Annotated in this window: 24 protein-coding genes and 1 riboswitch; of the genes, 7 read left to right on the plus strand and 17 right to left on the minus strand. The window is 67.1% G+C overall.

The genetic code is table 11. The annotated features are described in order from the left end of the window. Both A5707_RS23095 and A5707_RS06870 read right to left on the minus strand, forming a co-directional pair. A partial coding sequence (locus A5707_RS23095; RefSeq protein ID WP_156657385.1) for a PPE domain-containing protein occupies positions 1 to 183 on the minus strand: 183 nt, incomplete at its 3' end. 13 nt (positions 184 to 196) lie between these two features. Next, positions 197 to 496, minus strand: a complete 300-nt coding sequence (locus tag A5707_RS06870; protein WP_065012573.1) for a PE family protein — start codon at positions 494 to 496, stop codon at positions 197 to 199. A gap of 296 nt (positions 497 to 792) precedes the next feature. Here A5707_RS06870 and A5707_RS06875 point away from each other — a divergent pair, with 296 nt between their 5' ends. Then, entirely contained in the window at positions 793 to 1,968 is a 1,176-nt protein-coding gene (locus A5707_RS06875) for a PPE family protein (protein WP_065013767.1), read from the plus strand. Between the two features lie 4 nt (positions 1,969 to 1,972). Here the strand turns inward: A5707_RS06875 and A5707_RS06880 are convergent, their stop codons facing one another. Together A5707_RS06880 and A5707_RS06885 are read right to left on the minus strand one after the other, a co-directional pair. Further along, positions 1,973 to 3,151 (minus strand): CoA transferase, encoded by a 1,179-nt coding sequence (locus tag A5707_RS06880; protein ID WP_156657642.1) that lies wholly within the window; start codon positions 3,149 to 3,151, stop codon positions 1,973 to 1,975. Further along, positions 3,148 to 4,041: an SAM-dependent methyltransferase gene (locus tag A5707_RS06885; protein WP_065013792.1), complete on the minus strand. Its 894-nt coding sequence runs from the start codon at positions 4,039 to 4,041 to the stop codon at positions 3,148 to 3,150. The genes A5707_RS06880 and A5707_RS06885 overlap by 4 nt, the downstream gene beginning before the upstream one ends. 147 nt (positions 4,042 to 4,188) lie before the next feature. Between A5707_RS06885 and A5707_RS06890 the strand changes: the two genes are divergently transcribed. Continuing rightward, positions 4,189 to 4,740 (plus strand): cation transporter, encoded by a 552-nt coding sequence (locus A5707_RS06890; RefSeq protein WP_082969303.1) that lies wholly within the window; start codon positions 4,189 to 4,191, stop codon positions 4,738 to 4,740. 7 nt (positions 4,741 to 4,747) lie between these two features. On the opposite strand, the gene A5707_RS06895 is transcribed toward A5707_RS06890, so the two are convergent. The 5 genes from A5707_RS06895 to A5707_RS06915 form a co-directional block, all read right to left on the minus strand. After that, positions 4,748 to 5,305, minus strand: coding sequence for a DUF7676 family protein (locus A5707_RS06895; protein WP_065013770.1), 558 nt, complete (start codon positions 5,303 to 5,305; stop codon positions 4,748 to 4,750). After that, entirely contained in the window at positions 5,298 to 7,001 is a 1,704-nt protein-coding gene (locus tag A5707_RS06900) for an ATP-binding cassette domain-containing protein (RefSeq protein ID WP_065013771.1), read from the minus strand. Before A5707_RS06900 ends, A5707_RS06895 begins: the two co-directional genes overlap by 8 nt. Further along, the gene (locus A5707_RS06905; protein WP_065013772.1) at positions 6,998 to 8,035 is read right to left on the minus strand and encodes an iron ABC transporter permease; all 1,038 of its coding nucleotides are present in this window, start codon (positions 8,033 to 8,035) and stop codon (positions 6,998 to 7,000) included. Before A5707_RS06905 ends, A5707_RS06900 begins: the two co-directional genes overlap by 4 nt. After that, positions 8,032 to 9,222 carry an ABC transporter substrate-binding protein gene (locus A5707_RS06910; RefSeq protein WP_065013773.1) on the minus strand — a complete coding sequence of 397 codons (1,191 nt, stop codon included), beginning with the start codon at positions 9,220 to 9,222 and terminating at the stop codon, positions 8,032 to 8,034. Before A5707_RS06910 ends, A5707_RS06905 begins: the two co-directional genes overlap by 4 nt. Positions 9,223 to 9,252: 30 nt before the next feature. Beyond that, a riboswitch (cobalamin riboswitch) is annotated at positions 9,253 to 9,435 on the minus strand. A gap of 253 nt (positions 9,436 to 9,688) precedes the next feature. Then, a complete protein-coding gene (locus tag A5707_RS06915) occupies positions 9,689 to 11,761 on the minus strand; it encodes a serine/threonine-protein kinase PknD (protein ID WP_269455142.1) in 2,073 nt (690 codons plus the stop codon). Between the two features lie 324 nt (positions 11,762 to 12,085). On the opposite strand from A5707_RS06915, the gene A5707_RS06920 reads away from it, so the two are divergent. Continuing rightward, a complete protein-coding gene (locus tag A5707_RS06920) occupies positions 12,086 to 13,099 on the plus strand; it encodes a hypothetical protein (protein ID WP_065013775.1) in 1,014 nt (337 codons plus the stop codon). 151 nt (positions 13,100 to 13,250) lie between these two features. On the opposite strand, the gene ctpC is transcribed toward A5707_RS06920, so the two are convergent. From ctpC to A5707_RS06940, 4 genes are all read right to left on the minus strand, one after another. Then, positions 13,251 to 15,386, minus strand: coding sequence for a manganese-exporting P-type ATPase CtpC (ctpC, locus tag A5707_RS06925; RefSeq protein ID WP_065013776.1), 2,136 nt, complete (start codon positions 15,384 to 15,386; stop codon positions 13,251 to 13,253). Positions 15,387 to 15,395: 9 nt separating this feature from the next. Next, the gene (locus A5707_RS06930) at positions 15,396 to 15,677 is read right to left on the minus strand and encodes a DUF1490 family protein (protein ID WP_065013777.1); all 282 of its coding nucleotides are present in this window, start codon (positions 15,675 to 15,677) and stop codon (positions 15,396 to 15,398) included. 88 nt (positions 15,678 to 15,765) lie between these two features. After that, complete coding sequence (locus A5707_RS06935; protein ID WP_065013793.1) at positions 15,766 to 16,443, minus strand: TIGR03089 family protein; 678 nt, start codon at positions 16,441 to 16,443, stop codon at positions 15,766 to 15,768. 34 nt (positions 16,444 to 16,477) lie between these two features. Further along, complete coding sequence (locus tag A5707_RS06940; RefSeq protein WP_156657644.1) at positions 16,478 to 17,941, minus strand: LCP family protein; 1,464 nt, start codon at positions 17,939 to 17,941, stop codon at positions 16,478 to 16,480. A gap of 76 nt (positions 17,942 to 18,017) precedes the next feature. Between A5707_RS06940 and rfbD the strand changes: the two genes are divergently transcribed. Genes rfbD through A5707_RS06955 form a run of 3 tightly spaced genes read left to right on the plus strand, consistent with a single transcriptional unit; the run spans position 18,018 to position 20,850 of the window. Continuing rightward, entirely contained in the window at positions 18,018 to 18,887 is an 870-nt protein-coding gene (rfbD, locus tag A5707_RS06945; RefSeq protein WP_156657646.1) for a dTDP-4-dehydrorhamnose reductase, read from the plus strand. Positions 18,888 to 18,904: 17 nt separating this feature from the next. After that, complete coding sequence (locus tag A5707_RS06950) at positions 18,905 to 19,774, plus strand: glycosyltransferase family 2 protein (RefSeq protein WP_065013779.1); 870 nt, start codon at positions 18,905 to 18,907, stop codon at positions 19,772 to 19,774. Between the two features lie 2 nt (positions 19,775 to 19,776). Continuing rightward, positions 19,777 to 20,850, plus strand: a complete 1,074-nt coding sequence (locus A5707_RS06955; RefSeq protein ID WP_156657648.1) for a sugar phosphate nucleotidyltransferase — start codon at positions 19,777 to 19,779, stop codon at positions 20,848 to 20,850. A gap of 19 nt (positions 20,851 to 20,869) precedes the next feature. Here the strand turns inward: A5707_RS06955 and A5707_RS06960 are convergent, their stop codons facing one another. From A5707_RS06960 to cofD, 3 genes are read right to left on the minus strand one after another with little or no spacing between them, the layout of a single operon-like run. Further along, positions 20,870 to 21,430 (minus strand): NUDIX hydrolase, encoded by a 561-nt coding sequence (locus A5707_RS06960; RefSeq protein ID WP_065013781.1) that lies wholly within the window; start codon positions 21,428 to 21,430, stop codon positions 20,870 to 20,872. Next, positions 21,427 to 22,800 carry a coenzyme F420-0:L-glutamate ligase gene (locus A5707_RS06965; RefSeq protein ID WP_065013782.1) on the minus strand — a complete coding sequence of 458 codons (1,374 nt, stop codon included), beginning with the start codon at positions 22,798 to 22,800 and terminating at the stop codon, positions 21,427 to 21,429. The genes A5707_RS06960 and A5707_RS06965 overlap by 4 nt, the downstream gene beginning before the upstream one ends. After that, positions 22,797 to 23,786, minus strand: coding sequence for a 2-phospho-L-lactate transferase (gene cofD / locus A5707_RS06970; protein WP_065013783.1), 990 nt, complete (start codon positions 23,784 to 23,786; stop codon positions 22,797 to 22,799). Before cofD ends, A5707_RS06965 begins: the two co-directional genes overlap by 4 nt. 380 nt (positions 23,787 to 24,166) lie before the next feature. On the opposite strand from cofD, the gene A5707_RS06975 reads away from it, so the two are divergent. Further along, positions 24,167 to 24,499, plus strand: a complete 333-nt coding sequence (locus tag A5707_RS06975; RefSeq protein WP_065013784.1) for a WhiB family transcriptional regulator — start codon at positions 24,167 to 24,169, stop codon at positions 24,497 to 24,499. A gap of 9 nt (positions 24,500 to 24,508) precedes the next feature. Here the strand turns inward: A5707_RS06975 and A5707_RS06980 are convergent, their stop codons facing one another. Beyond that, the gene (locus tag A5707_RS06980) at positions 24,509 to 24,931 is read right to left on the minus strand and encodes a metallopeptidase family protein (protein ID WP_065013785.1); all 423 of its coding nucleotides are present in this window, start codon (positions 24,929 to 24,931) and stop codon (positions 24,509 to 24,511) included. Positions 24,932 to 25,007 lie beyond the last annotated feature (76 nt).

The raw sequence follows: 25,007 nt of genomic DNA on the forward strand, positions 1-25,007 counted from the left end.
CGACGCCGGGCCGCGCCACTCACTGGTCAGCTGCGTGATCACCCTGTCGTAATCGATTGCGGCGGACTCCAACTCGGCGGCCAGCCACCGCCAGGACGACGCCGCGGACATCATCGCCGCCGACCCCGGTCCGGCATACATGCGAGCGGAGTTGACCTCTGGCGGTAACGCCCCGAAATCCAGCACTACGTCTCCTCTAGCTGGTCGCGGCGGCGTTGGCGGCTTCCGTGGCCGCGTACGAACCGGCGCTGGTGCCCAGCATGTTCACGAACATGTCGTGAATTGCCGCGGCTTGGACGCTGGCCGCCTGATACATCCGGGCATGCGTGGCGAACTGTGCCGCCGTCAGCGCCGAAATCTCATCGGCTGCCGGCGGCACTATTCCCGTCGTCGGGCCCGCCGCAGCCGCATTCTGCGCCGCCACTGACGCGCCGATAGCCACCAAATTGCGAGCCGCAGCGGATAGCACCTCCGGCTGGGTTTCTACGAACGCCACGCTGATTTCTCCTCAGTGCTCGGTCTCAACGGCCTTCACGAGCCGCTCGCTAGCGACGTTAGATGGCCGGGAGCCGACTGTGCACTACCAACGACGAGTGTTCACCTAAAGATAGAAAGAGTTCATTACTGCGTACCGCTGACGCCTCTGAACGCCTTATATCTTCATTAGTGAACTTATGTCTCAGATAGTGGATCGCAGCCGTCGCCGATGGCGAGGAAGGGCATCGCATTCGTGACTACGAGGTCGAGTAGATCGGCAGGCTGTAGCGACCGACGAGGCCAGGACGTCAAGTAGTGGATTACGGAGCATTACCGCCGGAAGTCAACTCTGGCCGGATGTACGCCGGCGCGGGCGCGGGACCGATGTTGGCGGCCGCCGCTGCCTGGGACGTGTTGGCCACCGACCTGTACACGACCGCGTCCTGCTACGGCTCGGCGATCTCCGAAATCAGTGGCCTGTGGTCGGGCCCGGCGTCGATTTCGATGGCCGCGGCCGCCGCGCCCTATGTGACGTGGTTGTCCACCACCGCGGCACGGGCCGAGCAGGCGGCGGTCCAGGCCAAGGCCGCCGCGATTGCCTATGAGGCCGCCTTTGCGATGACGGTGCCGCCGCCGGTGATCGCGGCTAACCGGGCGCAGCTGATGATGCTGATCGCGACGAACTTCTTCGGGCAGAACTTTCCGGCTATCGCCGCGACCGAGGCGCACTACTCGGAGATGTGGGCCCAAGATGCCGCGGCGATGTACGGATACGCCGCTCAGGTCGCACCCACCACGAAGGTGACGCCGTTCACCGCTCCGATGCAAACCACCAACCCCGCCGGGCAGGGCATGCAGGCCGCCGCGGTCACCCACGCCGCTGCCACATCGGCCGGAACTGGCGCACAGTCGGCCGAGTCGCAGCTACTGGCGTCGGTGCCACCCGCGTTACAGACACTCGCCAGCCCGGGAATGTCGAGCGCGTCGGCGCCCTCGTCGCTTCCGGACATGGTGGGAAAGATTCCCGGGCTGGACCTGTGGGCCGAATATATGAGCCCTCTTCAAAACACCGCCGCGATGGTGTATCGCTTCACCGGTATGTCGACCCACTTTTTGTCGCTCTCGAAGGCGCTGGCACCAGCCGCAAAGGCCGCCAGCGACGGGGCCAAAGCCGCAGCGGGCCTGCCCGGGTTAGGGGGACTGCTGGGCGGCCTGGGGGGCGGCGCGCCGGTCGCGGCGGGCCTGGGCGCTGCCAGTCCGGTCGGGGGTCTGTCCGTGCCGCCCTCCTGGGGCGCCGCGGCATCCCCGGCGGCGGTCCCCGGAGCTGCCCCGTTACCGGTCAGCGCGGTGACGGCCACCCCGGAGACGGCGGCGGGGGGCAACCTGCTGGGCGGGATGCCGCTGGCGGGTGCGGGCGCCGGCGCCAATGGTGCCGGGCCGCGATACGGGTTCCGGCCGACCGTGATGTTGCGCCCGCCCTTTGCCGGATAACTGCCTAAGGCGCTTCTCGCTGTGCGGACAGAAACTCGTCGTTGTGGGCGCCCAACGCCGGCGGCGGATCTGTCACCGCCGCGCCGAAGGACGAGTAACGCGCGGGGGTGCGCAACACCGTGACGGCTTCCTCGCCGCTGCCGATCTTTAACGCGAGATCGTTTTCGGCGAACAGCGGAGTGTCGACAACCTGCTTCCAGGTGTAGGGCAGGCAGGCCATGATGCCGTTGGCGCACAACAATTCGACCCACTCGGCCGCGGGTCTGGAGCTCAGCGCGGCTTCCAACTCTTCGGTCAGCTCGCCATAGTTGATCGACCGCGAGCGTTGATCGGCGAACCGCTCGTCGCCGAGAAGGTCAAGACGGCCGATCGTGTGGCACAGCAGCTCCCAGTGTTTGGGCACGTAGGCGCTGATGACGATGTACCCGTCGGCGGTGCGAAACGCGTCCGACGGCTGGGTGGCAAAGCCAACGCCTTTGCGCCGCTTGGGTTTCGACACCGGCTGATCGCTGGGCCGGTTGAGGTGCACCATCAGCTGGTTGGCCTGCAGGCTCGTCGCCACGTCGTACATCGCGACGCGGACGATGTCAGCGACGCCGTGGCGCTCACGGTTGAGCAGTGCAGCCAGCACGGCTTGCGCCAGGACGTGACCGCTGGCGTTGTCGACGAGCTGAAACGGGATGATCTGCGGTTTGCCGTCCGCCGTGCGCATTCCCGATGTCATGCCCGCTTCGGCGGCGACCATCAGGTCGACGCCCGGCCGGGTGCCGTGCGGGCCGTTGCCGCCATATGCCGATAGCCGGGCGTAGATCAGTTTCGGGTTGCGCGACTGCAATTCGTCGGGGCCCAGGCCGAGTTTCTCCATCACCCCGGGCCGGAATCCTTCCAAGACCACATCGGCGGTGTCGGCCAGTCGCAGTACCTGCTGCCGGGCTTCGGTGGTGCTCAAATCCAGGCACACCGATTTCTTGCCCCGGTTGTTAGGCAGGAAATACGTTGCCAGCGGCGGCCGTCCGGGAAGAACCGAAGTGATGTGCCGGCCGGCTTCCCCGGCGGGCGCCTCGACTTTGATGACCTCGGCGCCCAGGTCAGCCATTACCTGGCCCGCCAGTGGACCCGCGACATTCTGGGTGAAATCGAGTACCCGATACCCGTCGAGAGGTTTGGGGCTAGCGCTGCTCACGATCCCAACACGGCGGTGCAGTAGTAGTTGTGGCTGTCGGCACTCAGCATCGGTAATCCGCTGTCGGCCAACAAATCGTTGGACCGGGTGCGATCGGTGCGCCAGCCCCGCTCGGTGAGGTAGGCCGCGACATCATTGCGCTGGCCGGGGTAGCCCAAGTTGTCGATGTGCACGTCCAGACCGTTGTCGTACCACTTCTGGTTCGCGGTTTGCAGGGCCTCCAGGGCCTCGGGCGAATTCAGGAAAATCTCGACCACCACTCGGCTGCCGTCGGCGCTGAGCCCAGTGATGTTGTCCAGCAAGCGGTCCTGGGCTTCTGGCGGCAGGAACGCCACCAGGCCCTCGGCAATCCAGGCGGTCGGCGTTGTCGGATCGAACCCGGCTTGCTGCAGCGCGGCCGGCCAATCGTGGCGCAGATCGATCGGCACCGCCCGCAGATCAACAGTCGGCTGGGCGCCGATCGCGGCCAAGGTGATCGCCTTGAAGTCGAGGACCTGCGGTTGGTCGATCTCGAACACCGCCGTCCCCGACGGCCACTCCAGCCGATAGCCGCGCGCGTCGAGACCCGAAGCCAAAATGACCGCCTGGCGGATACCGGCTGCGCCAGCGTCAGCGAAGAATGTGTCGATGAAGCGGGTGCGCACCGCCAGGAGGTCGGTCATCGGCTGCATGCCCCAGGGCAGGTCGGGAATGTCGACCTGGGTGGAGTCGAGTTCGCCGTTGGCCCATCGGGTGAAAAAGTCGATACCGACTGCACGCACCAACGGTTCGGCGAACTGGTCGTCGATGAGCCCGGTTGCCGTCGCGCGCGCTCTGCCGGCGGCCACCATCGTGGCAGTCGCTCCCACGCTGCTGGCCAGGTCCCAGGTGTCGTTGTCGGTGCGTGCCATGCTCAGCAGCGTAACGACCTTTAAGATCGTCTGGTGACCGTCTCCCACTCGCACCATCCCGCCGCCCTGGCCGGCGACGCCTGCCTCGAACGGGACGCGGGATGGCTCCGGCGCGCCCGCTGGGCGCGTCGGCTGGCCTGGGTCAGCATGGTCGCAATGCTTTTCGAAGGTGTGCTGGGCTTGTGGCAGGGCCTGGCGGTCGGCTCGATTGCATTGACCGGCTGGGCCTTGGGCAGTGTCCCTGAAGGCTTGGCCAGCGCGATGGTGGTGTGGCGGTTCAGCGGCTCACGGACACTGTCGACGACTGCGGAGCGGCGGGCCCAAATCGGTGTCGCGGTGTCGTTTTGGCTCACCGCCCCGTACATCGCCGCGGAATCGCTGCGCCACCTGCTCGAAGAGCACCATGCCGAGACATCGGTGATCGGGATCGCGTTGACGGCTGTCGCCTTGGTGCTGATGCCGGCCCTCGGCCGCACCAAACACCGATTGGCAGCGCGGTTGCACTCAGCGGCCACCGCGGGTGAAGGTACCCAGAACTACCTGTGCGGGGCGCAAGCGGCCGCGGTGCTGGTTGGCCTTGCGATCACCGCCGCCTGGCCCGGCGGTTGGTGGCTGGACCCCGCGATCGGTCTGGGCATCGCCGCTGCGGCGGTCTGGCAGGGTATTCGCTCCTGGCGCGGCGAGAACTGCAGCTGCTGAACCGGCGTCACCCATGCCGAAAGCCCGTGCCGGCGCGGTCCAGCGGGTCGGGTCCCAACCCCAGATAGTCGGCCCGCAGCCGGTCCCACAGTTCCAGTTGGCCCCAGGCGGGCTCGTCGCGGATCTGCTGATCGTTGGTGAGAAACGGATTCGGCAGCATCAGCGTCATCATCTGTTCGTCGCGCCCGTTGTAGAGACGCCAGCCCCACGAGGTGGGGTAGCCGTCGTCGGCGATGCGGCGATACAGTTCGGCGCGCGCGCACCGTCGAATCCGGCCCAGTTCCGGACCGCTTGCCGTGTGTTCCCCGATGCACAGGTGGAAATGCCAGCGGCCGAAGTCGACTGTGGCATACCCGTCGTACATCGAAATGCGCTTGGGCGGATTGGGCGCCGCCACTTCCCAGGCCGCGCCTTCGATGATGATGCCGAACCAGATGTCGTCCCAGTACTCGTCGAAGCACAGGTGAATCAGGTCGAGCAGCGGCTTTTCGTCGGCCGGTAACGGCCAACGCTGCTCCCGGCCGCCGTCCTCGGTCTCGACGATGGGCGGATCGGGTTCACTCATGAGCGCTGCTCCTTTCCCGCTTGGCCGCCAGCACACACTCGCCGCAGAACCCGCCCCCAGGCGTGCGGTAGTAAAGGCAGCAGCTGGTACGACGGTAGCTGCCGTTGTTGAAACGGATTGCACCGGTGAGTCTTTCGTCGTCGCACAGTCGACGGGCCAACTGCCATCCTGCGTCGGGTGCGCACTTGTCGTCGAAGACACGGGCCGCGCCGAGCAGCGCAGATGCCGCATTGCCCCGCAACACCTTTGCCGAGATCGGCCCGAGTCGACACACCGCCGCGGACAGCGGCGCCAGGTGCGACTCGAGGACCATGTCGGCCAGTATCGGCTCCAGGTCATCGCCCCGCCACGCGACCGGGTGTTCGATGTGCAGCTGCATCTGACCGTCGGTCTCGCGAAACAACAGATGTCGGGAACACAGGTCGGGCAACAGGCGATGGCCGGCCACCGCGCCCAGCCCGATCGACCACAACCGCGCGGTAAAGCCGAGCTGAAACGTGGACACCGCGACCCGGCGCTCTGCGGCGCCGATGCGGGTCTGTACCCGGCCGACGATGCCGTCGAGCAGGTCGGTGTCGGTATACAGCAGATGCACGGGCCGCCAACCACTTTCGGCGGTCGGTCCGGTGCTCATCGCGAAATACGGGCTGATTTTCGACAATTCGGCGTGCATGGCCGCCGTCGTCTCCTCGGGGGCGCAGTCGCGGCCGCCGGGTGGATGGTCGCGCAACATGGCCGGCAGACCGCCCAGCGTCGTCGACACCGCCGGATGACCGCCGGCGCGCAGCGTGAGTGTCTCCGAATCGGCGGCGGTGACCACGATCTCGGCGGGCTCGCAGGTGCGCCACCCTTCCCGGGCGAGCACCCGTTCCACCGCGCCGGCCAGTTGATCGGACGCGTCGACGCGTGCATTTCTCCCGGTTGCGCCGCGGACCACGAAGACCCCTCCGGTCGGGTCGAAACGCAGTGTGCCGCAGTCGAACAGCTTGCCGATGTGGCCAGCGAGCATGAGCTCTTCGGGAATCGCGTCCAGCAGCGTGCCGTCGGGGCGCAGCAGCCACACCCGGTCAGCGATCCGCAATGCAAGTTCCAGGTCATGGGTGGACAGCACGATCGCCAAATCGTGGGCGCGGCTCAGTCCATGCAACATCTCGAGCAGACCGGCCCGCGACGGCACGTCCAGAAACGCGGTCGGCTCGTCGAGCACCAACACCGAAGGCTGCTGCGCCAGCGCCCGCGCGGTGAGCACCCGCTGCCGTTCGCCGTCGGAGAGTTCGGCGGCCGGGCGCGCGGCCAGGTCGGTGGCGTCGACTGCAGCCAATGCCCAGTCGACGACGGCATTGTCGGCAGTCGTGAGCCGGGCGCTGCGGCTCAGGTACGGGATGCGGCCCAGCGCAACGAGTTCACGCGCCGAGAGCAAACCGGGATCGACTCGGTCGGTGAGCACCACCGCCACCCGCCGGGCCAGTTCGTCGGGCGGTACTGCCGCTACGTCGCACCCGTCCAGCAGCACCTGCCCGCCCAGAGCGGGCTGCAGCCCGCACAGGGTGCGGATCAGCGTGGACTTCCCACATCCGTTGGGCCCCAACAACACCGTCAGCTCACCGCGGCGGGCCAGCGCCTGCAGCCCGGCGGCCACGGTGCTGGTGCGACGCCGGCTGCGGTAGCCGATGGCCAGCTCGCGCAACTCGATCATCGCTCGATGCCCACTCCGCGGCGGCTGCGCAGCAGCACGACGACAACGATCGGCGCCCCGATCAGCGCGGTGACCGCGTTGACCGGAAGCACGGCGTCGCTACCGGGCACCTGGCTGACGATCGCGCAGCCCAGCGCGACAGCCGCACCCATCAGCACCACGCCGGGAATCAGCGCGCGGTGATCCGAGGTGCCCAACGCAATTCGGGACAGATGCGGCACCGCCAGCCCGAGGAAGGCGATCGGGCCGCAGAACGCCGTCGTCACACCGGCCAACAGCGATGCCGACGCCACCGCGACCGTCCGGGCCCGCCCCACGTCGATTCCCATCGTGCGGGCATAGCCCTCACCGAGCAGCAGCGCGTTGAGAGCGCGGACTGTCATCGCCGCGGCCGCCACACCCACCGCGACGCACGGCAACAGCAGGCGCAAATCGGCCCAGGTGGTGCCGGCGAAGCTGCCCAGCCCCCACAGCAGGTACTGCTGGACACGCTGCGGATCCGCATACACCAGCAGCACACTGACGACCGCGGTACTGGCCGCGCCGACCATCACACCGATCAACAGCAGCGTCGCCGCCGACCGCACCCAGCGGGCCAGTGTCAACACCATCGCCAGCACGATCGCGGCGCCCAGCGCCGCCGCAAGCACGACGCCGGCGCGGCCGCCGCCGGCCAACCCCGCGGTGAATCCGGCGGCCGATCCGGCGCCGGCGATCACCACCACGGCAACCCCGAGGCTGGCCCCCGAGCTGACACCCAACACATACGGGTCGGCGAGCGCGTTGCGGAACAGGGTCTGCATCTGCAGGCCGGCTACGCCCAAGCCGGCTCCGGCGGCGATCGCCGTCAATACGCGCGGGACGCGCATGCTGGCCACGATCACCTGCCAGCGGGGATCCGACGGGTCGGCACCGGCCAACACGCGGACGGTGTCGAACAGCGGCACCCGCACCGGGCCCAGCGCAATCCCCAGCAGCGTCAGCGCCACCACCGCCGCGGCCAGCGCCGTCAGCACCGCCGCCGCGCGGCTCACGCGCCGGTGACCCGTCGATAGAACTCGAAACGGTGGTCGGGTGCGAGCTCGGGATGCAAGATCGCCACCAGATCTGCCAGCACCAGGTCGGGGCGGGCCACGCCGCGCTCCCAGTAGTCGTTGCCGCCGCCCGGGCCGATCGCCTTGGTCGCCGACCAGACCTGCCCGTCACGGACCGCGGTCAATTCGCCGTAGCGGTTGTCGGCGGCCAGCGCGTCATCGAGGGTTCGCCAATCAGCGCTCACCAGCCATACCGGGGCATGTCCGGCCTTGGCGTACACGGATTCGAAGCTCAGCTGCAGGCTTCCCGTGTGCGGGTCGCGCGACCACGGGTAGTCACCACCGGCGTCGACAATCAACCGGCCGGCGTAGTCGCCGCCGGCCGGCACCGACCAGGTGCCCTGATACATGGTTCCGGGTAACACGTCGACGGGCCGCACCCCGCCCGTTTTGGCTACGACGGTGCGATAGTCGTCACGCAGCCGGCCATAGATCTCGCCGGCCCTCTTCTCGGTGCCGGTCAGTGCAGCGAACATCTTGACCCACTCGGCCCGGCCCAGCGGCGTGGCCTCCAGCCATTCGGCGTCGGCGACCACCCTGATCCCGGCGTCGCGCAGCTTGGCGTAACTGGGATCGTCGGTGCCGCCGGTCACCAGCACATCGGGATGGCCCGCGATCACCGACTCGACATTGATCTGCTGGCCCGGCGCGTAATCGGCGATCTTGCCGTCATCGATGCGCCGGCGGATCTGCGGATTGACGGCGTTGGCGGTATCGGCCAGGCCGGTGACCACGTCGGTTTGGCCGAGTTCGTCGATCATGCCCAGATGGGTGGTCGACGCCGAATACAGGCTGGTGACGGGCACCGTGATCTGGGGTGCGTGGGCCAGGTCGCCGGTCAACGCCGGCGCCGGGGCCCCGCAGCGCACCAGCACGTACGACTGGGGCGAGCCGTTCGGGTAGGGCTGGTTGACGGTCAGGACCTGATAGCTGTTGTGGTAGCTGATCGTGAAGTTGGTGGCGTCGTGGACCGCCGACTTGTCCGGGAAGTAATCGGTGTTCGGATCGAAGTCGCTGATGCAGCCTGGCTTATCGGAGGCGGTGGTATCGGCTGGTGCAGAGCACGCGCCCACGCTGAGCGCCAGGAGGGTGACCACGACGAGGGCCATCCACGGCGGACGTGACATCGGTCAGCTCTCTCGGGGTACACCGCCCCGGTTCGCAGGACGCGATGACGGCAGTGTCCTGGCTTTCGGATCGCTGCTCGCCTCGCCTTCCAGCCGGCTGGCCGTGGCCGATGAGGGTCGCTCCCCGATGACAGTGGCGGGACCGCGCCGGACTCACACCGGCTTCCTGCATCGTCATCGCCTTAACGGCGACAATATATACGGCGGCTTCAGAGCTGGCGATCGCCACTTGGGTGCGTCTGACGACCTCGCGGGCTATGGGTCGTCTTCGCCGTCGTGTAGGAATCGTTCGGGGGTATGGGTTGGTTCATGGTTGACCACGAACCGCTTAAGTACCTTCTAAACGAGAGGATGTGCCACTGGGTCAATCCCCAGTATCGCGCACCTGCATAACCGGAGGGTAAAGGCGATAGTTAGATACAAACCCGGGTCCATGACTTAGATATGACCTGTCTCGTCGGCTGCTTTACCCCACCGGCAGCTTCAGCACCCGGTTATTCAACTGGTCGGCGACGTAGAAGTTGCCCGCGCTGTCCACCGCCACACCCTCGGGGCCTTTGAGGCCGGTGAACGGCAGGCCGGTGAAAGGCAGCACTTCCTGGGTGGATGAGCCCGCCGCCAGCTTCAGCACCCGGTCATTGGTGTTGTCGGCGACGTAAACGGTGCCGGCGCTGTCCACCGCCACACCCCCGGTGCGCTTGAGACCGGTGAACGGCAGCACTTCCTGGGTGGACGAGCCCGCCGCCAACTTCAGCACCCGCTGGTTTTCGGCGTCGGTGACGTAAACGGTGCCGGTGCTATCCACCGCCACACCAATCGGGACCCTGAGGCCGGTAAAGGGCAGCACTTCCTGGGTGGATGAGCCCGCCGCCAGCTTCAGCACCTGATTGTTGCCCTCGTCGATGACGTAGACGTTGCCCGCGCTGTCCACCGCCACACCCACGGTGCTCTTGAGGCCGGTGAACGGCAGCACTTCCTGGGTGGATGAGCCCGCCGCCAGCTTGAGCACCCGGTCGTTGAAGATGTTGGTGACGTAGAGGTTGCCGGCGGTGTCCACCGCCACACCCCCGGGCCAGTTGAGGCCGGTGAAGGGCAGCACTTCCTGGGTGGATGAGCCCGCCGCCAGCTTGAGCACCCGGTCGTTGCGGGTGTCGGCGACGTAGAGGTTGCCGCTGCTGTCCGCCGCCACACCTGTGGGTTCTTTAAGGCCGGTGAACGGCAGCACAATGTATTTGCTAAGCGCGGAAATGCCGATGGCCGCTGTGGTCACGGCGACCAGTGCGATAGCGCCTGCGATGAGCGCGAGGGTGCGGCGGCGCCCTTGAAAGCCCGTCCCCTCCTTCTGATGGACGACCATCAATACCAGGCCGACGACGAGGAGCATGACCCCGAGGACCAAAAGAATATCGGGGGAAAGACCGAAAATCGGAAGGCCCGGGAGGGCACTAAAGCAGAAAATGAGCCAGAGGACGATAAAGACGATTCCAAGAGCGATCAGCGGCCACTGCATCCGCCGGCGCGGGCGGTGCCCCGACGGCGGTGGTGGTTTGCCGATCTGAGGAGACGGCTGATCAACGGGTCGGGGTTGTGGCACAGGCCGCCGGCCAGGTGCGCTCGCGGGTCGGGTCACGTCGTCGAGCAGAGTGGGTCCGGGTGCCGGCTCCGTCGCTCGGAGACGCGGCGGATTCCCTGCGGGCTTCTGAATGGGCTCGGTGATCGCGTCGCGGGCAGCATCTGCTAACTCGACGGTGGTCGCGTAGCGCTGGTCGGGGTCTTTGGCCATGCCGGTCGCGATGACGTCGTCAACCTGGGCGGGCACTTCGGGTCTGGTGGTAGAGGGCCGCGGTGGCGGCGAACTCATGTGGGCCACGATTAGGCGCGGCACCGTGTCAGCGGCAAACGGCGGCTCTCCGGTCAAGCATTCATACAGCACACAGGCCAGCGAATAGATGTCGGCGCGAGCGTCCTCTTCGCCTTCGCCGTGCAACCGCTCCGGTGCGATGTAGGCGAAGGTCCCGATCGTATTGCCGATCTTGGTGATTCGGGTGTCATCGACAACGCGGGCGATCCCGAAATCAATCAGATATGCGAAGTCGCGGTCGTCGAGCAAGATATTGGACGGCTTGATGTCGCGGTGAATCAGCCCGATCTCATGGGCGGCATACAAGGCTTCGGCGACCTGACCGATGATGCGCACCGCGCGCGCCGGTTTCAGCGGGCCATCGGCGAGCACGGTGGCCAGGTCGCGGCCCTTGATCAGCCGCATGCATACGAATAGCCGGTCGCCGATCTCGCCGTAGTCGTAGATCGGGACCACGTGGGGCGTTTCTAATCGTGCCGCGGAGTGGGCTTCGCGGCGGAATCGCCGCTGAAAGTCTTCGTCCTTCGACAGCTTCGCAGACAAGACTTTGATGGCCACGACCCGGTCGGTGATGGTGTCATGGGCGCGCCACACCTCGCCCATGCCGCCCTCACCAAGCATCGACAACAGCCGGTAGCGACCAAACGGTGTTTCGTCCTCAGCGTCCTGCCCCGCCACAATCAGGATGCTACTGATTCACGCCAACCCGGACAGGGGATTCGCTAGGCGCGCCGTTCGCGAGGGGGGGGCATCTTGTGGCTGGCGTTCTTCGCGGCGGGCCGCGTAGACGATCGGTATGAGCACCATCGTGATCCCGGTGTTCATCGACACCGACGCTGACCCGAGGCAACTTTAGATAGCTCGACATTCAAGCCGGTGTGGGACGTGCTAAGGGCAATTCGCGCGCATGACGAAGAACTTGGCGAGCAACTCGATGAGATTAGACGCGAATTGGGTCGAGGTGGCGGACTGTCAAAGAGTATGGCCTGTAACACTGGTGGTATGCGTCGGGTCTATCTGCTAGGGGCAGGCTTCAGTAAGGCGGTCAGCGGCGAAATGCCGTCAATGCCGGAGCTGTCAGCGGGTGTCAAGTCAATCATCAGTGCGGCCGGCGGTCCCGACATCCCGGGCGTGAGTACGCCAATCGCCAATGACTTCGAGCAGTGGTTGAGTTACCTCGTCGAAGCGCCGCCGTGGCTCACGGAGGCAGAGCAATCCCGCAACAAGGCGTCCTTCTGGGAAGTTTCGAGAGCTGTCCATGAGGTCTTGTGGGTCGCGGAGATGCGTGCGCTCACCGGAAGCGACTGTCCGCCATGGCTGCAACAGCTGGTGAAGTATTGGCACGACGAATCTGCCAAGGTCATCTCTTTCAATTACGATATGCTCGTCGAGCTTGCCTGGTTGGTGTACGCGAGCGGCGGAACGGCGCGAAATCTCTACCCTGCGCCGGTGACTCCGATTTCGACACGGAGAGCGGCCGTCCTGGGTGGGCGCCGTCCCTCGGAGGGCCTGGAGCTGATGAAGTTGCACGGATCTCTCAGCTGGCGCTATTCAGGTCCGGAAAGTCCACCCGGGGACACCATCTATGACGTAGATATAGCGGGCGGCAGCTGGGATGCGACCGGGATTCTTCCCCGCAACGACGATGCTGAGTATCTCTCTGTGGATCGAGAACCGATGATTGTGCCGCCGGCCGCTGTCAAAAGCCCGTATTACAACAACCGAACGCTTCAAGCGTTATGGCGATCCGCGGCAGAAGCGCTCGCGGATGCGGAAGAACTAGTCATCATGGGGTTTAGTCTTCCGCAGTCGGACCAGCTTGTGCGAGCGATGCTTTGCACGAATCTGCCCGATAGCGCGGGGATCGTCCCAGTCGATTACGAGAACGACGTGCTTTCTCGTGTAAGAGACACTTTCGGGTTAAACGATAGCGACCCCCGCGTGGTTGATGTCTTCACTGGTCTGGGTGCTGACGCGATCCCAAGATGGGTCAGCGAGTTCGCAAATATCAGCTAGACGCCTATTGTCTTGGGCGAGGCAGTTCTCACCATCGGCGACGAAATCAGTCACTAACCTTTATCCGGCCAAGGTGCCCCCGGGTGTCGGCGTAGGCATGACCCGGTGATGGGCGACCCCGAACTGGTCGCACGGACCATCCTGGTGTGACTCAGTCCAGGCGGTAGCGGATCAGCCGTGAGCTGTTGGCGACGACCGCCACCGACGACGCGTTGTGCAGGATCGCGGCCAGCACCGGCGACAGCGCGCCACCCGCGCCGATCAGCAGCCCGGCCGCGTTGACCGCAATGGACATGCCGTAGTTCTGCCGGATCACCTCGACCGCACGCGCCCCGAGGTCGCCCACGTCGAGCAGGCGGCGCAAGTCGTCGTTGGCTAATGCGACGTCGGCGGTTTCGACGGCGACGTCGGTTCCTGCCAGCCCCATCGCGATTCCGATGTCGGCGGCCGCCAGCGCGGGAGCGTCGTTGATGCCGTCGCCGACCATCCCCACGACATGCCCCTCGTCCTGCAACTGACGCACCACTTCGAGTTTGTCCTCCGGCAACACCTCGGCCCGCCACTCGTCGATGCCCAACTCGGCGGCAACCACCTTGGCGATCTCCGGGTGATCACCGGTGAGCATGACGATGCGGCGAATCCCATTGCCCCGCAATTGCCGTAAGACCTCAGTGGCCTCGACGCGCACTTCGTCGCGCAAGCTGATCAAGCCCACCAGGATGCCGTCGACCGCCAGCAGCAGCGGCGTTTCGGCCTGCTTGCGCAACTTGTCCACCCAGTCGGCCGCTTCCGTTGACACCTCGACGTTTTCGGAGCGCAGCAGCGACGGGCTGCCCAGCAGCAGCGTGCGGCCGTCGGCCCAGGTCCGCATACCCAAGCCGACCAGCACCTCGCATTCCTCGTGCGGCGGAATGATGATGCGGCGTTCTTCGGTGGATCGGATCACCGCCTCGGCAAGTGGATGCCGCGAATGCAGCTCCGAAGAGGCCGCATACGCCAACACCTGTTCGGGCTGCCAATCCGGATGGATGGCAATGATGTTCGTCACCACCGGACGGCCGACAGTGAGGGTTCCGGTCTTGTCGAACACGATGGCGTCCACCCGGCCGGCCTGCTCGAGGTGTGAGCCGCCCTTGATCAGGATGCCGCGACGGGCACCGTTGCCGATGGCCGCGCTGATCGCTGTCGGTGTTGCCAGCCCCACCGCGCACGGGCAGGCGATGAGCAGCATGGTCATCGCGCGTCGCACGTCTCCGGTGATCGCCAGGGTGATGGCCGAGACGATGAACGAGATCGGAACGAAGCGACGCGAGAAGTTCTCGCCGACGGTTTGGATCGGCGCGCGATCATGTTGCGCCTCTTCGACTCTGGTGACAATCCGGCCGATGGCCGTTTCGTTGCCGACCGCGCGGGCCCGAACTACCAAGCGTCCGCGCAGCACCACCGAGCCGGCGTGCACGTCAGACCCGGTGACGATGCTGACCGGCAGGGTTTCGCCGGTGATCGCGGATTGGTCGACAACCGCCTCGCCGTCGACCACTTCGCCGTCAACCGGTATCGCCACGTGGTCGTGGATCACCACCTCGTCGCCGACCTGCACGGTGTCGATCGGCACCTGGACCTCGTTGCCGTCGTCGAGCCGGATCCAGGCGGTGTCGGCAGTGCCGCGCAGCAGATCCGAGATGGCCCGCCGGGTCCGTCGCAGCGTCAGATCCTGCAGGTACTCACCGATATTGAGGAGCCACAGCACGGTAAGCGCGACGACGTTCTCGCGCAGCACCAGGCTGGCCACCGTGGCCGCGGTCACCAGCGCATCGGTGCCGGCACGGCCGGACCGCAACGATCGCAGCGCGCCGCGCAGGAAGGGGTAGCCCATGAACACCGTTGCACCGGTCGCGACCAACTGGCCGCTCGAACCCAGCAGCGGCGGGCGATTGAAGACGTAACGGCGCACCCCGAGCAGTGCCAACGCCGCGCCGCCGACCACCATGCGCAGCACGTCGGTGTTGCGGACATCGGCCGAACGCGGTGTGCGGGCCGGAATCAGTTCGGCTGCAACGTGTTCGGCTGAATCAATCGCGGCCAGCACCGCCGAGCGGTCGCAGCGCTTCGGTGAATACCACACGACGACGGACCCGGTGTGTGGGTAGGCGTGCACTGCCCGCACCCCGTGCTGCTTGTCGACCGCCTCTTCCACGGCGACAGCGCGCCGGGTGTTCGACCGCACCCACGGCACCTGCACCCGCATCCGCCCAGCCGCGTCGGAAATGACGGCAAGGTCAGTCATGGCCAAGGATCAGTGTTCGTGGTTGTCGTGGTCGCCGATCGCGGGCGGCGGCGCCTCTTCGCCGATGCGTTCGCGGGCCTCGGCCACCACGTCGGCCACTTTGAGCCGGGCCGACTCCGCTGCTTCCTCGGCGCGCCGCGTTCCGCGCAGACCCCACTCGGTCGCGGTGACCGCGGCGTTGTGCACCGGCGCCGAGCCCAGTGCTTTGCGCAACGCTTCGTAGGCGCTCACTCCGACCAGCCCGGTGACCACCGTTCCGGCCGCTTTTCCGAGTAGCCCGTGCACCAACATCGTCACACTCCATCCTGTCGGGGCTGTCCGCCTTCGACGTTAACATACAAATATTGCGATACCAATATATGTGCGGTGGTCTCGCAGGCTAGTCGAGGACGCGGGTGACTTTCTCGGTCTCCACCTTGCGCGCCAGCGCCGCGGCATCCGGGTTGGCGACCTGCACCAGCGAGCCGCCGACCGCCAAGACCGCCAGCAAGCCGTCGACCAGCTCACCCGGCTGATCCCATGCCGCCGTCGACAGCACCCGGTCTGCTGCCGTCACACCCGTTGCGGCAGCGGAGCTTTGACAGTCGGCGAGCAGCTCGTCGGCTGATCGACCCGCCAGCGCAGGACCCGGGTGGCGCTCGGCGACGATCTGGTCGCCGTGCACGCGGACCGCGGTCGCGTAGTCGGTGACGCCGACCGGCAGGTCGGGAGCCGAGCGGCCGAACGGATCCAGCGACAACACCGCCACTTCGCCGGCGCCGGTGCTGTCGGCCTCGTCCAGCCGGGCCGCGGTGCACAGCGCGATGTCCGCCTCGTTGCCGTCGAGCAGGACCTCGGCGCCGATCCACCACACGCCGAACAGCACCGCCGCGGTCTGCCAATGGGCCGGCAGCAACACCGCCACCCGGCTGCCCGGTCCGGCGCCCAACTCGTCGCGCAGCAGGTTGCCGGTCTTGGCGGCCCAGTTGGCCAGCGTCACCGCCGAGAGCTCGATGCGCTCGCCGGTGGCGTCGTCGTAGTAGGTGATGCGCGGGCCGACCGGGTCGGCGCGCAGCATCGGGTCGAGAATCGCCTCGCTGAGGTTGATCGCTTTAGTTGACACACTCCGGATTGTCCGACCCGGCGGTCAGGATCGGCGACGGCGGGGGAGCGGTACTGTCGCTTGCTCCCGCGTTCGAGGCCGCCATCGGCATCACGCTGCCGTCGAGCCCGGAGCCCGGACCGGTGTAGTCGTTGGCCAGCACCACCCGCACCGAACCCGGTGGCACCGACGCGTTGGCGATGACCGGCAACCCACCGAGATCTTTGGCCACTGCCTGCGCGCCCAAGTCGTCGGCCTTGGCGGCCTGTACCTGACTGCCCGTCACGTGCCCGCCGTCGTTATTGCCGACGCTGCCGCTGTTGAAGCCCTTGGACGCCAACACTTCTGAGACCGCGGCGGCCAGCCCGTTGATGTCGGTGTCGTTGAGGACGTTGGCGGTGGTCTTGGCGGGCGTGTAGGCGATCTCCTCGGTCTTGCCCTCATCTTGGTCATGCAGCAGGCCCGCGACCCAGTCCTGAACCTGATGCGGGTTCACCCGCACCACGCTGTGCATGCCGTCGTCACTCCAGCCCGCCTCGTCGAGCACCGGAATGGTGGCAAAGGCCACGTTCCCGCCGGCCAGCTTCTCCAGCTGTTTGACGAAATCCATGATGTCCCAACCAGAAGACAGCACCACCGAGCGCTGAATGGCGCCCTGGAGCCGGTCCAGCGTGGCGGGGCTGGACAGCGTCTTGCCTGAGATCACCTGATGGGCCAACGACGCCATCACCACCTGCTGGCGCACCACCCGGTCGAGGTCGCCGCGCGGCAGGTCGTGGCGCTGGCGGACAAAGCTCAGCGCTTGCGGGCCGTTGAGCTTCTGCCAGCCGGCCGGGAAGTCGGCACCGGAAAGTGGTTCGTACACCGGCTCTTTGAGGCAGACGTTCACCCCGCCCAGTGCATCGGTGATCAACGCGAATCCCAACAGTCCGATTTCGGCGTAGTGGTCGACCGTGACGCCGGTGAGGTCGGCGACCGTCTTGATCAGCGCCTCCCGGCCGGCTTCGGTTCCGCGACTCTCGGCCTCGGCCGCGTCGATCCCCGATTCGACGAGGGTGACCCGCTTTTCTTCCTTGACTTGGCCGTAGACGCCGTTGATTTTCGTCTTGCCCAGCCCAGGGGCCTGCACATAGGTGTCCCGCGGGATCGAGATCGCGGTGGCTGACTTCCCGTTGTTGGGCACCCGCACCAAGATGATTGTGTCGGTGTTGGTGGCGACCTCGTCGCCGGCCCGAAGCGTCGCCAGTTCTTCGGCGCTCAACGGATTGCCGTGGGCGTCGGTGCGGCTATCCATGCCGACCAGCAGGATGTCGATCGCGCCGTCGTCGCCGCCCTGGCCCAGCGAGGGGGCGAAGACGTGGTAGATCCCGTCCTCGAATGATCGGATTCTGCTCCACGCCACCCCGGTGCCGAGCACGACGACGACGGCCATCACGGTCGCAACCACACGAACCACGCGTTCCGCAGGCATCACAATAGATTACTTACGCCACAGCCGTATCGCGGGTAGCCGAAGCTTCGGCGTGCCCAGACCGTGCCAGACTTGTGCCGTGCACAGCAGGATCGTGGTCACCGGCGCCGGCGGGCAGGTCGGCAGCATGCTGGCCCAACAGGCCGGCCAGCAAGGACGCGATGTATTGGCGCTGACCTCGTCACAGTGGGATATCACCGACCCGGCCGCCGCAGAGCGATTCATCGAACGCGGCGACGTGGTCGTCAACTGTGCGGCCTACACCGATGTCGACGGGGCCGAAAGTGACGAGAAGACCGCTCATGCGGTCAATGCGGACGGGCCTGGGCATCTTGCACGCACGTGCGCGCGGGTGGGCGCGCAGCTGATCCACATCTCCACCGATTACGTGTTCAGCGGCGACTTCGGCGGTGCGGCGCCGCGCCCCTACGAGCCGGGGGATCCGACCGCGCCGCTGAGCGTGTACGGACGTACCAAACTGTCCGGCGAGCTGGCGGTGCTGGCGGCGTTGCCGGAAGCCACCGTGGTGCGCACCGCTTGGGTCTACACCGGCGCGGCCGGCAAGGACTTCGTCGCCACCATGCGCCGGCTGGCCGGCGGCGACCGCACTTTGGAGGTGGTCGACGACCAGATCGGCTCACCGACTTACGCCGGTGACCTGGTGGGCGCGTTGCTTCAGGTGGTCGACGGCAAGGTGCACGCCCCAGTGGTGCACGCCGCCAACCAGGGCGCCGTCTCCCGGTTTGAGCAAGCCCGCGCGGTGTTCGAGGGCGTGGGCGCCGATCCCGAACGGGTACGCCCGGTCAGCAGCGGTCGGGTGCCGCGGCCGGCGCCGCGACCGCCCTATACCGCGCTGTCGAGCCGGGCCTCCGAAAAGGCCGGCCTCTCGCCGCTGCGGCCATGGCGGGAGGCGTTGAGCCAAGCGCTGTCCGTGCCCGTGGATGCCTGACGGCTACCCTTCTACGCGTGAGTGACGTCCTGTCGGTCGTGACGGTGACCTATTCGCCGGGCCCGCACCTGGATCGCTTTTTGGCGTCACTGTCGCTGGCCACCGAGCGGCCGGTGAGCGTACTGATGGCCGACAACGGCTCGACCGACGGAGCGCCGCAGGCAGCGGTCGAGCGGTACCCGAACGTGCGGATGTTCTCGACGGGCGCCAATCTCGGCTACGGCACCGCGGTGAACCGCGGGGTCGCCCAGTTGGGCGACGGCGAGGAGTGGGTGATCGTGGCCAACCCGGACGTGCAGTGGGGTCCCGGCAGCATCGACGCGCTGCTGGACGCCGCCGCCCGGTGGCCGCACGCGGGGACGCTGGGCCCGCTGATCCGCGACCCGGACGGGTCGGTGTACCCGTCGGCGCGGCATCTGCCGAGCCTGATCCGTGGCGGCATGCACGCCGTCGTCGGCCCGCTGTGGCGCAACAACCCGTGGTCGTCCGCCTACCGCCAGCAGCGGCTGGAGCCCACCGAGCGGGCGGTGGGCTGGCTGTCGGGTGCGTGTCTGCTGGTGCGCCGGGCCGCCTTCGATCAGATCGGCGGCTTCGACGAGCGCTACTTCATGTACATGGAGGACGTCGATTTGGGGGACCGGCTCGGCAAGGCCGGCTGGCTGAACGTTTACGTCCCGTCGGCCGAAGTGCTGCATCACAAAGGTCACGCCGCCGGGCGCGATGCCGCCCGCAACTTGGTGGCCCACCATGAAAGCACCTATAGATTCCTCGCCGATCGGCACTCTGGGTGGTGGCGCGCCCCGCTGCGCGGAACCATGCGGGCCGGGTTGGCGGTGCGTGCGCGGCTGCAAGTGCGTAGCTCGCGGCGCAACCGGAAAGAAGGATGACAGTGGCGAACCCCCAAGTCGATGCGGTTGTGCTGGTCGGTGGCAAGGGCACCCGACTGCGGCCGTTGACCCTCTCGGCGCCCAAGCCGATGCTGCCCACCGCCGGGCTGCCGTTCGTCACCCACTTGCTGTCGAGGATCGCCGCGGCCGGTATCGAGCACGTCATCCTGGGCACGTCCTATCAGCCGGCGGTGTTCGAAGCGGAGTTCGGCGACGGCTCCAAACTCGGTTTGCAGATCGAATACGTCACCGAAGAGCATCCGCTGGGCACCGGTGGCGGAATCGCCAACGTCGCGCCGCGGCTGCGCCATGACACCGCGATGGTGTTCAACGGCGATGTGCTCTCCGGAGCCGACCTGGGGCAGTTGTTGGAGTTCCACCGGGACCACGAGGCCGACCTGACCCTGCATCTGGTGCGGGTCTCCGACCCCCGCGCGTTCGGCTGCGTCACCACCGAAAACAGCAGAGTCACAGCGTTTTTGGAGAAAACCCAGGATCCGCCAACCGACCAGATCAACGCCGGCTGCTACGTGTTCTCCCGCGAGACCATCGACCGGATTCCCCGCGGCCGGGAAGTCTCGGTGGAACGCGAGGTGTTCCCGGCGCTGCTCTCCGACGGGGTGAAGGTGTGCGGCTACGTCGACACCAGCTACTGGCGGGATATGGGCACGCCGGAGGACTTTGTGCGCGGTTCGGCGGATCTGGTGCGCGGCATCGCCCCGTCGCCGGCGCTGCGCGGGCATCGCGGCGAACAGTTGGTGCACGACGGCGCGGCGGTGTCGCCCGGCGCGGTGCTGATCGGCGGCACGGTCGTCGGGCGGGGCGCCGAGATCGGCCCCGGCGCCCGGTTGGACGGCGCGGTGATCTTCGACGGCGCGCGGATCGAGGCCGGCAGCGTGATCGAGCGCTCGATCGTCGGCTTCGGGGCCCGCGTCGGCCCGCGAGCGCTGATCCGCGACGGCGTGATCGGCGACGGCGCCGACATCGGCGCGCGCTGCGAGTTGCTGCGCGGCGCCCGGGTGTGGCCGGGCGTCTCGATCCCCGACGGCGGAATTCGCTACTCGACCGACGTCTGAGGCGTCGTCGAATGTGGGCTTAATGCACGTTTTTTCGCTGTAAGCGTGTCGTAAGCCCACACTCGACGAGGTAGCTGAGCGCGGCGTCGCTGCCCGCCGGCAACGCGTCGGCCGGCCACCACTGCAGGTCTACGGATTCATCGCTGAGCACGATCTGCGCGTTCGCTGGCGCATGCGCGACGAACTGCAGGTCGAGGTGGCGGGTCGGCAACCCCAGCGAGCAGGTCACCGGATGCACATGCACGGCGACGAGATTGGGGGCAAGGCGCAGGCCCGCGATACCGGATTCCTCAGTAGCCTCCCGCAGCGCCGCCGCGAAGATGTCGTCGTCGCCGTCCTCGCAGTGTCCGCCCAGCTGGACCCAACGGCCCAGCCGCGGGTGCAGGGTGAGCAGCGCCTGGCTGCCCGATTCGTCGAGTACCAGCGCGGAGGCGGTGATGTGCCCGGGCACGCACTCGCGGCGGCAGGAATCCTCGCGGGCATACAGGAAGGCCAGCACGGCATGCCGCAGCGCGTCCTGCCCCGGATCCGGCGCCTGCCAGTCCGATAGCAGCGCGATCGCGGAGTCCCGCACGCTCACTTGCGCACCAGCAGATCAGCGACGGCTACCGGATCCTTGGGCTCCTGCGGCTGCGCGGGGTAGCCGATCGCGATGGCGCCCAACGGCTCCCAATCACCCGAAAGCCCCAGCTCGTCGCGAACCAGGTCGGCGGCAAAGATCGTCGAGCCGATCCAGCAGCTGCCCAGCCCGCGTACCGCCAGCGCGACCAGCAGCCCTTGCACCGCCGCGCCCACGGCGACGGTGAACATCGTGTGCTCGGCGCCGGTGCGCGCCGCATCCGGGTAGCTGTGCGCGCCGTCGGGCACCAGCATCGGGATGATGACTTCCGGTGCGTCGTAGAGGATCTGGCCGCGGGCGACTCGCCGCTCGACGGCATCGGCGGACTTGCCGTCACCGGCCAGGTCGGAGCGCCACTTGTCGCGCATGCGATCCAGCAGGCGGGTGCGGGTCGACGGGGTTTGCAGCCATACGAACCGCACCGGCCGGGTGTGGTGGGGCGCGGGCGCGGTGAGCGCCTCGGCGACAGCGGCCTCGACGAGGTCCGCCGGTACCGGTTCGTCGGCGAACTGGCGCACCGAGCGCCGCAGCAGCTGAGCCTGCCGGCGGCCCATCTCCAGCGCTTCGGCGGTACCGAGCCAAAACAGGTCCTCGGTGCCCCGCCGAACCAATTGCCGCGCCGTCGAGCCGTCGTCGGGTAGGGCCAGTCCGCGCACCACGGCCACCGGGATCGCGGTCAGTTTGCCCTTGACTAAGTCGGCGGCCGCCGCGATCTCGTCGGCGACGGCGACCTCGGTGACCACCAGCTCGTTGCCGTGCGGGTCGACGGCACCGGCATAGTTGTGCAGCACCGCTAGACCCGCCGAGCCGACGGTGGCGTCAATCTGCCCGTTGCGCCATGCGCGACCCATGGTGTCGGTAATCACCACGGCGACGGTGATTCCCAGCCGCCCGCGCAGCTGGTCGCGCAACGCCGCCGCGCTGGCGTCGGGGTCGACCGGCAACAGCGCCAGTTCCGAGGCGCCGACGTTCGAGCCGTCCACACCCGCAGCGGCCTGCACCAGTCCCTGTCGGTTCTCGGTGATCAGGGTGCGGCCTTTGCGGGCCAACACCCGCACCGCCTCACTGTCGACGAGCTTGCGCCGCAACGTGTCCCGGGCATCCGGGTCGTCGGGCGCCGGGACCAGCCGGCCCTCGCATTTGGACACCACCTTGCTGGTGACCACCACCACGTCGCCGTCGCGCAGCCAGGGTGCGGCCGCGGCGATCCCGGCGCTCAGGTCGTCGCCCGGGCGGAATTCGGGAAGCCCGATGACCGGCAGGATTTCGATGGTCGACGCGCTGCCGTGCTCGCGCACGCCGCGCCGCTTCGCATCGTCGTCGCCGGTCATGCTGCCACGCCCGCGAGTTCCAGACCGGCGCTGACCATCTGCGCCGTCGCATCGGGATCGGTCATCAGCAGCGGTATCGAGCGCACAGCGACACCGTCGATGTCGGCCTGGTCACCGTCGTGGATCAGCCAGCAATCCAGGATGCCGGTGTCTGCGCGCGAGCCGTAGTGCCGGCCCACTGCCTCGGCCGTGGAGGGCACGCCGATGACCGTCAGGCATTCATGGGCCATGCCGCGCAGCGGTTTTCCGCCGACGATTGGCGAGTAACCCACAACCGGAGCGCTGGTCGATCGCAACGCACCGCGGACACCGGAAACGGCCAGGATGGCACCGATACTCACCACCGGGTTCGACGGCGCCAGCAAGACGATATCGGCATTGGTGATGGAATCGACGACTTCGGTTGTGGCCCTTGCCTTTTCAGCGCCGACAAAGGCGAAGCTGTGGGTGGGCACCTGGGCGCGATAGCGTACCCACCATTCCTGGAAGTGGATCGCGCGTTGGTTGTCATCGGTGGGATCGGTGATGACCACATGGGTTTCGCAGCGGTCGTCGCTGACCGGCAGCAGTGTTGCGCCCGGTTGCCATCGGTCGCACAGCGCGGCGGTGATCTGCGAGAGTGGATAACCGGCCCGCAGCATCTGGGTGCGTACCAAGTGGGTCGCCAAATCACGGTCGCCGAGCTCGAACCAGTCCGGCTGTACGCCGTAGCGGACCAGTTCCTCCTTGGCGTGCCAGGTTTCGTCGCGATGGCCCCAGCCGCGCTGCGGGTCGACGCCGTCCCCCAGGGTGTACATGCAGGTGTCCAGATCCGGGCAGATACGTACGCCGTGCATCCAGGCGTCGTCGCCGATGTTGACGATCGCGGTCAGCTCGTGTTCGTTGCCTGCCGGCTCGGAAGCAAATTGGCCCAGGCCCAGCAGCCGTTGCACACCGACGAGGAAGCGGGCGCCGCCGACGCCGCCAACGAGAACCGTGACCTTCACATCGCACGACAGTACGCCCGACGACGGTGGCCCCCGAACGGCGGCGTGAGTGGGGGCGACGACGAGGCAGTCGCGGTCCTCGCCGATGCGTCGTCGACCAATTCAAGGCCGACACGCGGAGGCTCAACCGCGGCGGTGCCATCAAAAATTGGTCACGAGATGATATGGAATTCCGGCCAATCGCTTGACCTGCGGTGCTAACACGTGTGTAATCTCATCAGTGTCATTTCCCGGTTGGCCGGCCGGATTCGGTGTCGCAGACCGAGATTCGATCGTTTGTTCGAATTGAGATGGCCGCACATCAAAACAGTGGCGACATTCACGATCAACGAAACCAGGTGAGGAGGCGGAGCATGTCCTATGAGCACCTTCGGGGCCTAATGGGAAGCACACCGCACACCACTGCCGGCTCGGCGACGATGGGGGCCACAGCACGACCCCATTTGAGTTTGGTGCCCGATGCGCCGGAAGTCTTTGAGCCGGCGCCGGTTACACCCGACCAATGGCAAGACCGCGCCTTGTGCGCGCAAACCGACCCCGAGGCGTTCTTTCCCGAAAAGGGCGGCTCCACCCGGGAAGCCAAGAAGATCTGCCTGGGCTGCGAGGTGCGTACCGAGTGCCTCGAATATGCCTTGGCGCACGACGAACGCTTCGGCATCTGGGGCGGCCTTTCCGAACGGGAACGCCGCCGCCTCAAGCGCGGCATCATCTAGCAGCGCTGGCTACTCGTCGTCGATCGTCGGGTCGATGACCGAGGGTTCGACGTCCAGATAAGTGGCCACCTGCGCCACCAGAATCTCGTGCAGCAAGTCGGCGAGCTCGACAGTGTCTTTGGCCCGTCGCTCGATCGGCTTGCGGAACAATACGATCCGCGCCCTGGTGGCGCTGCCCCGCACGTCGACACCGGCGGGGATCAACTTGGCCAGCGCGATGGGGCCGTCGGCGACCACTTCGGGCGGCCATTGCACGCTGGCTGGGTCTTTCGCCGAGATCCGCGGGATCTCGTCAACGGCCACGTCCAGCCCCGACAACCGCTCCTGCCAGCGACGCTCGATGGGCTCGTAGGCTTCCAGCACCGCCATATCGAACCGCTCGCCGCGCGTGCGCCAGCCTGGCACCGTCGGCGGCAGCAGGGGACCACGCATATCGCGACCGCGGCGGGAAACCGGTCTGCGCATCGACCGGCCGGAGCTGCGGGAATCGCTCACGCGCCGATGGTAA

The sequence above is a fragment of the Mycobacterium kyorinense genome, from assembly GCF_001672775.1.
GTDB lineage: Bacteria > Actinomycetota > Actinomycetes > Mycobacteriales > Mycobacteriaceae > Mycobacterium > Mycobacterium kyorinense_A.

Bases quoted from the DNA above. Each gene is read 5' to 3' on its own strand.
- A5707_RS06885 (WP_065013792.1), bottom strand. From the start codon at position 4,041: ATGGCACGCACCGACAACGACACCTGGGACCTGGCCAGCAGCGTGGGA.
- A5707_RS06890 (WP_082969303.1), top strand. From the start codon at position 4,189: ATGGTCGCAATGCTTTTCGAAGGTGTGCTGGGCTTGTGGCAGGGCCTG.
- A5707_RS06895 (WP_065013770.1), bottom strand. From the start codon at position 5,305: ATGAGTGAACCCGATCCGCCCATCGTCGAGACCGAGGACGGCGGCCGG.
- A5707_RS06900 (WP_065013771.1), bottom strand. From the start codon at position 7,001: ATGATCGAGTTGCGCGAGCTGGCCATCGGCTACCGCAGCCGGCGTCGC.
- A5707_RS06910 (WP_065013773.1), bottom strand. From the start codon at position 9,222: ATGTCACGTCCGCCGTGGATGGCCCTCGTCGTGGTCACCCTCCTGGCG.
- A5707_RS06920 (WP_065013775.1), top strand. From the start codon at position 12,086: ATGCGTCGGGTCTATCTGCTAGGGGCAGGCTTCAGTAAGGCGGTCAGC.
- ctpC (WP_065013776.1), bottom strand. From the start codon at position 15,386: ATGACTGACCTTGCCGTCATTTCCGACGCGGCTGGGCGGATGCGGGTG.
- A5707_RS06930 (WP_065013777.1), bottom strand. From the start codon at position 15,677: ATGTTGGTGCACGGGCTACTCGGAAAAGCGGCCGGAACGGTGGTCACC.
- A5707_RS06935 (WP_065013793.1), bottom strand. From the start codon at position 16,443: ATGCTGCGCGCCGACCCGGTCGGCCCGCGCATCACCTACTACGACGAC.
- A5707_RS06965 (WP_065013782.1), bottom strand. From the start codon at position 22,800: ATGACCGGCGACGACGATGCGAAGCGGCGCGGCGTGCGCGAGCACGGC.
- A5707_RS06975 (WP_065013784.1), top strand. From the start codon at position 24,167: ATGGGAAGCACACCGCACACCACTGCCGGCTCGGCGACGATGGGGGCC.
- A5707_RS06980 (WP_065013785.1), bottom strand. From the start codon at position 24,931: ATGCGTGGTCCCCTGCTGCCGCCGACGGTGCCAGGCTGGCGCACGCGC.